At 43.5% G+C, this 6,771-nt stretch carries 7 protein-coding genes; 2 read left to right on the top strand and 5 right to left on the bottom strand.

Going from position 1 to position 6,771, the window contains the following annotated elements:
* Positions 1-209 precede the first annotated feature (209 nt).
* Both PN457_RS10120 and PN457_RS10115 read right to left on the bottom strand, forming a co-directional pair.
* Entirely contained in the window at positions 210-866 is a 657-nt protein-coding gene (locus PN457_RS10120; RefSeq protein WP_271733132.1) for an HAS-barrel domain-containing protein, read from the bottom strand.
* Positions 867-876: 10 nt separating this feature from the next.
* A complete protein-coding gene (locus tag PN457_RS10115) occupies positions 877-1,068 on the bottom strand; it encodes an NAD(P)H dehydrogenase subunit NdhS (RefSeq protein ID WP_271733133.1) in 192 nt (63 codons plus the stop codon).
* Between the two features lie 320 nt (positions 1,069-1,388).
* On the opposite strand from PN457_RS10115, the gene PN457_RS10110 reads away from it, so the two are divergent.
* Positions 1,389-2,303 (top strand): alpha/beta fold hydrolase, encoded by a 915-nt coding sequence (locus PN457_RS10110; RefSeq protein WP_271733130.1) that lies wholly within the window; start codon positions 1,389-1,391, stop codon positions 2,301-2,303.
* Positions 2,304-2,475: 172 nt separating this feature from the next.
* Positions 2,476-3,474 carry a serine/threonine protein kinase gene (locus PN457_RS10105; RefSeq protein WP_271733128.1) on the top strand — a complete coding sequence of 333 codons (999 nt, stop codon included), beginning with the start codon at positions 2,476-2,478 and terminating at the stop codon, positions 3,472-3,474.
* Here the strand turns inward: PN457_RS10105 and rimM are convergent.
* The 3 genes from rimM to PN457_RS10090 all read right to left on the bottom strand — a co-directional run.
* Positions 3,464-4,090, bottom strand: a complete 627-nt coding sequence (gene rimM / locus PN457_RS10100; RefSeq protein ID WP_271733125.1) for a ribosome maturation factor RimM — start codon at positions 4,088-4,090, stop codon at positions 3,464-3,466. The genes PN457_RS10105 and rimM overlap by 11 nt on opposite strands.
* A gap of 3 nt (positions 4,091-4,093) precedes the next feature.
* Positions 4,094-5,377, bottom strand: a complete 1,284-nt coding sequence (locus PN457_RS10095; RefSeq protein ID WP_271733124.1) for a valine--pyruvate transaminase — start codon at positions 5,375-5,377, stop codon at positions 4,094-4,096.
* 106 nt (positions 5,378-5,483) lie between these two features.
* On the bottom strand, positions 5,484-6,771 hold a 1,288-nt coding region (locus PN457_RS10090; protein WP_271733122.1), incomplete at its 5' end, for a group II intron reverse transcriptase.

Raw genomic sequence — 6,771 nt, 5'->3', positions numbered from 1 at the left:
CTCGGGCGGTAGCGACTTCAGTCGCTACCGACTCATCCCCATGTCTAAACCCACTGGCTCAGGTCTCGTTTTTTGGTCAACCTGCCTTTACTTGGATTTAGGATTTTACTACTTAGCTTTTTATATGTGCGCTTTAACGCTGATACTCACTGGATCACATCTTGACCTTTGGTTACATACTTTGGTTTTTTCAAGTCGTTTTAGGTAATCTAAGGATGGATTTGACTTAAAATAAACCTTAAGCGATCATAATCGTCTTTTAACAAAATACTGAGAGTACGCCCAGCTTTGATCAGCCACTGTCGGTCAGCTTGGCGTAATTGGTAAACATGGCGGATGGCTGCTGCTGTTAATGACTCTACTGGGGCGCTAGTTAGAGAAAGCAATGTCCGTAAAAAATCTAGTTCTTCGGTGAATTTGATGATGGTTTCTGATTCACACAGATAAACAGCTTGATGAATTTGCGGAGGACGGGGTGGTAAATACTGATATAGGCCTTGGTTTAGCCCTAGAGTCCGCGACGAATGCTTAAACCCCACAATAACCGCCCGAAATTCAGTTTTCAACATGGCAAAAATTTGGGGCTGTTCCTCGCGTAAGTCCTGCAAAGACAACCCCAAGGCCACAGCGCGATGTACGGAATCTATGGGAGTGGTGGTAGCAAGATACACCACAGCATAAATCTGATTGCCTGACTCTTCATCCACGGCACAAACCCAACTACCAAAAGGCGGCATGGCGGGAACACTTAAGTCTTCCGCTTCCAAGCACTGGGCAAGAAATTCAGTAGAACTAGTTTCTATCACCTCCGCAATATGCCGGGGCTGGCGATCGCCTGTGGTAAACTGTGGTAGTGGTAGACGCATCTTAGTTCACTTAAACCTTTCTGCCGGCATTGAGTTCTACGGGTTCCAATTCTGATAAGCGAAAGGTAATTAATTTATCCCAGTTACCACCTTCAAACAGCACAGCTACCTTGCCGTCACTGACACGTTGTACAAGTCCTTCGTAGCGATAATAGGTGTCGGCGGGATTTTTAACCCTAACTATTGATCCAGGCAGAATCATCATGTTTACCCTCGCTGGTTTACTGTTTTTGACAATACATTAACGGGAGATTTCTATTCAACTTAGTGAGAGCGTCACCTTTCCCACTAGCTTGCAAAACCCTCAGTGAAACTTCTCCAGGGCTGGTAACCCCAAAGACTGCCATTTATCGTAGCCGATAGCGTGGCGTTAGCCATAAACCACTCACCAGGCCTTACTTGGCACAATTACCTGTCTAGGCTACCTGATTCTAACATATTCTCAGTGGTTTAGGTGGCGTAGCCATGCTTTCAGGGACAATAATTATATATAACAATACTTGATTAATTTTAATAATGACAATGACCGGAACTACACAGCAGCCATCTATGGCTAACGCCACCCCATCGCCATCAGTCACCTTAGAAAAACTTGTTTGGACTTGGCGAGGTCACAAAATTCAATACACCCTCATGGGTACGGGCCGCCCTTTGGTACTGGTTCACGGCTTTGGTGCTTCCATTGGACACTGGCGGAAAAATATCCCGGTTTTAGCTGACGCCGGCTATCGGGTTTTTGCTCTAGATCTTTTGGGTTTTGGTGGTTCTGATAAGGCGATAATCAACTACAGTGTAGAAGTCTGGGTAGAACTACTGAAAGATTTTTGGGAAGCACATATCCAAGAACCTGCTGTATTTATCGGTAACTCTATTGGTGCGCTTTTAAGCTTGATAGTGCTGGCAGAACATCCAGAAATTACGGCGGGTGGTGTTTTAATTAACTCTGCTGGTGGTTTGAGTCATCGTCCCCATGAGTTGAATCCACCTTTGCGCATAGTAATGGCAGCTTTTAATAAATTCGTGCGATCGCCGATCACAGGTAAATTTGTTTATAACCGCATTCGTCAAAAATCCCAAATTCGTCGCACCCTATACCAAGTTTACCGCCACAGGGAAGCTGTAACAGATGAATTAGTAGATATTCTTTATACTCCATCTTGTGACCCAGGGGCGCAAGAAGTTTTCGCCTCCATCCTCACAGCCCCACCTGGTCCTAGTCCAGAGGAACTATTGCCCAACATCCAACGTCCTTTATTAGTAATTTGGGGTGCTGATGATCCTTGGACACCAATTACCGGGGCGAAGATTTATGAACAAGCGCGTGAGAATGGCAAAGAGATCAAAATTATGCCCATTCCTAACGCCGGTCATTGTCCCCACGATGAAGTTCCAGACATTGTTAACGCCCACATTGTCGCTTGGTTGGCGCAAAATTAATAGTTGAGCTATACAGACGCCCAAAAGGCGTCTAGCCGGTGAATAGATGCACAAACTATCTTCTAGTGTGGGTAAGGTGACAAAACTGCGTCAACACCTCTTATTTTTTCTATGGCTTACGCAAGCAGTAGCTGTCGCCCCTTGAGCAAATCAGACGTAGATGGTGTGTGTAATGGAGCTTGATGTACACAATGCAGAAGCAATTCCCCTCACTCATAGTCCTGATTTTTCTCAGCTAGGCTATGAAGTGATCAGAGAACTAGGACGGAACCAGATAGAGGGGCGCATTACTTACCAGGCTCAGGTCTGTAAGTCTCATCAACAGGTGGTAATTAAACAGTTCAGTTTTGCCCATACGAATGCTGATTGGTCAGGTTTAAAAACTTACGAACGGGAAATAGAAATTCTGCAACAACTTGATCATCCTCGTATCCCCCGCTATATAGACTCTTGTGCCACCTCCGATCATTTTTATCTGGTACAGGAGTATAAAAATGCTCCATCTTTGGGGTTAAGACGCAGCTTTCAGCCGGAAGAAGTCAAACAAATAGCCCTATCGGTTTTAGAGATTTTAGTTTATTTGCAGACAAGACCCAACCCAATTATTCATCGGGATATCAAACCAGAAAACATCTTAGTTGATGAGGATCTCAACGCTTACCTAGTGGATTTTGACTTAGCTTGGTTACAGGAGGTGAAAATGCCTCTCACTAGCATTGCTTCTGGAACGCCTGGTTTCATGCCTCCAGAGGAGCAACTTGGTCATCCCCTCACCCAAGCTACAGACCTGTACAGTTTAGGGATAACATTGATTTGCTTACTCAGTGGTACTAGTTCTCTTGAGATTTGTCAATTGATAGACAAGCAGTATGGGTTTAATTGCCGGGAAATACTTCCCCAATTACATCCGCGTTTTCAATCGTGGTTAATGAAACTCGTGAAATTTCAGGGTAGATATCGCTATGCTAGTGCATCTCTGGCTTTAGAAGCACTGCAAGAAATTCCAGTTATTTGTGCTGATCATCACATCGACACTTTGACCAGGTCAATCAAACTCAGACAAAAAACCGCTCTGCTATGCCTAGGGATCACAGGCATACTAGCAGTAGCGACAACAACCTTAATACTTTCCCACAAAATTGAGGTAGCCCAGCAGCTGACTAACGACTAATGGCTAGTTCCAACAAACCAGGAGGGGGAGTAATTTCAATCCGACGGGATGATAAATCTACCACCGGGGCAATCTCTTTGACAAATGGGATCAAAACAGTCTTAAGTGATTTTTCTGATGTTACAGGTTCATTTTGTTGATGCATCTCCACTTGTAATAAATCGTTACCGGCAGAAATTACATCTACCACCTCCCCCACAAGTTCCCCTGATTCTTGCATAAAAACCAACATCCCCAATAAATCGGTGACATGATATTCATCTTCACCTAATTGGGGGCGATCGCTTGCGGGTACTAGTAACATATAATCACGCAGAGCCTCTGCTTGGTTACGATTTTCCACACCCGCCAAAGAAATCACACACAAATTTTTACCTTCTACATAACGTCCCGACAACAACTCCACTGGTTGTGGCTCCTCGTCGCCTGGATGCCATAACCAACGTATTCCCGGAACCTCAAACCGTTCTGGAAAATCCGATTGTGGATAAACCCGCAACTCCCCAGACAAGCCTTGAGGTGCGACGATTTTACCAATTTCCAACCATTCATCAAGATTCGGGACTGAGGTAATTTGATTCTTGGCGGTTTTTGCGCCTGGGCTCTTGGTTTTCATAATTTATGCATTTACTACAGCAGGCTGATACACTTGTGCAGCCACTTGTGCCAAACGTTGCATAGCTATGGCGATTTCCTCATCACTACCTGTTAGACTAATACGTAAACATTGGTGCTTGTGCTGCCATTGTTCCCGCAAACCAGGGAAAAAGCTACTACCTGGAACAACAATTACACCCACTTGCTTGAGTTCCTGGTAAAATTCCCAGTCAGTAATGGGTAAATCCTGGAGCCACAACCAAGCAAATATAGCACCTTCACCGCGATGGAGGAACCAAGGTAAATCTTCGGGCATTGCGGCATCTAGAGTATTTTCTAGCACAGAAAACTTCTTCTGGTAGAAGGGACGAATCACTGCTTCAGCTATTTGGGCTAAAGCACCAGAGTTAATAGCACTAGCGGCTATAGCTTGTCCATACCGTGAGGGATGAATACACAAATTTGTCTGAAAGCACTCTAAGGCTTGAATCATGCTTTCATCGCCAATGGCGATACCTATACGTTCCCCCGGTAATCCCGCCTTGGATAAACTCATGCAATGTAGAATATTCCCACCGAATACGGGTGTCATTTCTGTGAAGTTCAAAGCCGGGAAAGGAGGGGCATAAGCTGAGTCAATTAACACGGGTATATCGTGAGGTGCTGCTAAAGCTGCAATTTTTTTCACTTCATCCTGAGTCAGAACATTACCCGTGGGGTTACAGGGACGAGAGAAGATCACGCAACCGGTACTTTCTGTAATTGACAGTTGGCTGAAATCTGGACGATATTTAAACCTGTGAGCCTCTACATCAATGTCTAAAGTGGGTTTATATGCGATTAAGGCTTCCGGCTCTAAACACACACCGCCATAGCCTGTATAGTCGGGACTGAGGGGCAGAACAATTTGCTTAATATCACCGTTACTTGTGTAACCGCCGAAGGCATTAGCAGCGTAGAAGTAGAGGCTTTGACTACCGGGTGTAATTAAAATATTGCGATCGCTTAAATTTAAACCATATCGGTTGTTAAAGTCATGGGCGATCGCTTCAATTAACGGTGCATACCCTTGACTCGAACCGTAACGACAAACCACTTCCCCATATTCGGAACTAGCTAATAATTCAGCCGTGCAGTCTCGCCATAACTGTTCTACCTCTGGCAAAATCAACGGGTTACCAGCGCTCAAATTAATAAATTCTTGCCCCGCCCCGGCTTTCAAAGTTTCGATAATATCTTTCATAATTGCTCTAACGCCAGTTAGGTTAGACATTTGAGCGCCAATTTTTGTGAGGGCAGGATTCATAAGCTTTGTAAAAATATGGATGAGGTAGAAATGGACAAAATTATTAAGTTCTATGATGGCATCAGGTTTGATTAAACTAAGCCGGTCGGTCACCCAACCGACTCGTCTACAAAACCGTACGTGAGACTTTCACCTCATACGGCTCCTCAGTGATATGGTTCTTGTCATAAATACCTACAAGACTTCCATCACTGGCTGTCTTCTTGTCGTGGCAATGTCTGTGTAATAGTTGTAGGTTCTTATACACATCTTTTCCACCTTTGGAGATGGGTAGGATGTGGTCTACTTCCATTACATCCCCATCCCTAAAGTAGTGACCACATTCTGGACATTTACCCTTTTGCCTCTTAAGTAGAGTCGATACTCTTTTATTGGCTTCGGGATGGTTTGTCATTCTTGAACTCCAGTATACCCAATCACCATCAAATGGTGAGGCTTTGCCTTTAACCTTAGCATGACGCACAATGGGAGTCTCTGGGTGTCTATGCAGTTTTATGAATTTGTCGTCCATCTTTGCTGCAAACTCCCAGTTATTGTCTCCTATTGTATGCCAATATTTATTGGTTATCCATTTGCTGGATTTGTTGGGGTGTCGGCGCTTTGCCCATCTGTAGAGTCGTTGCTGAATCTGACAAGAGATACTATTGAAGGTTTCTTTACTTACTACGGATGAGTAGTAATTACACCATCCCCTAATAATAGGGTTAAGACGACTTATCAACCCCACTTGTGGTGTTGTTAAGTTTCTTTTAATGGTGCTAGACATCATTTCGTAGTGATTCTTAACAGATTTCTTAGATGGGGTGATGATGGTTTTAAATCCTAGTATTTCCTTCTTCGTGTTCAATCCTGAGTTGTATTTACCAACTGAGTGTTGCTTCACATTGAAGCCAAGAAAATCAAATCCTGGTTTTTCTGATTGGTGTTCATACAAAGTATGAGCCAATCTAGTCTTACTAGGTTTTAATTCCAGTCCCATTTCATTTAGCCATTTAACTAAGATTTCCCTGCATTGTTCAATAACTGTGATATTTTCATGCAATATGACAAAATCATCTGCATATCTTATGATTGATATTGCATTAGCCTTTTTCTCTCTAGAACCTTTACCTGGTATATTTGAGACATATTCTTTGAGAATTTCCTCCATACCGTGTAAGGCTATATTTGCCAAGATAGGGGATATGACACCACCTTGTGGTGTACCTTCTTCTGTGGGATATAGGACTTTGCTATCAACCACACCTGCTTTCAACCACACTTTGATTTGACGGCGTAGTTTAGGGTAGGTGTTCAGTTTCTTTAACAATGCTTGATGGTTAATCTTGTCAAAACACTTAGCGATATCAGCATCTAATACAAATTTTGGTTTGTATCTGATGGCACTGAATATT

It is taken from the genome of Anabaenopsis arnoldii, from assembly GCF_028331025.1.
GTDB lineage: Bacteria > Cyanobacteriota > Cyanobacteriia > Cyanobacteriales > Nostocaceae > Anabaenopsis > Anabaenopsis arnoldii.
The sequence above is the reverse complement of the archived record's forward strand: the minus strand, read 5'-3'. Positions and strand labels throughout refer to the sequence as shown.

Coding starts and splice junctions, on each gene's coding strand:
- PN457_RS10120 (WP_271733132.1), bottom strand. CDS start 866: ATGCGTCTACCACTACCACAGTTTACCACAGGCGATCGCCAGCCCCGG.
- PN457_RS10115 (WP_271733133.1), bottom strand. CDS start 1,068: ATGATTCTGCCTGGATCAATAGTTAGGGTTAAAAATCCCGCCGACACC.
- PN457_RS10110 (WP_271733130.1), top strand. CDS start 1,389: ATGACCGGAACTACACAGCAGCCATCTATGGCTAACGCCACCCCATCG.
- PN457_RS10105 (WP_271733128.1), top strand. CDS start 2,476: ATGGAGCTTGATGTACACAATGCAGAAGCAATTCCCCTCACTCATAGT.
- rimM (WP_271733125.1), bottom strand. CDS start 4,090: ATGAAAACCAAGAGCCCAGGCGCAAAAACCGCCAAGAATCAAATTACC.
- PN457_RS10095 (WP_271733124.1), bottom strand. CDS start 5,377: ATGAATCCTGCCCTCACAAAAATTGGCGCTCAAATGTCTAACCTAACT.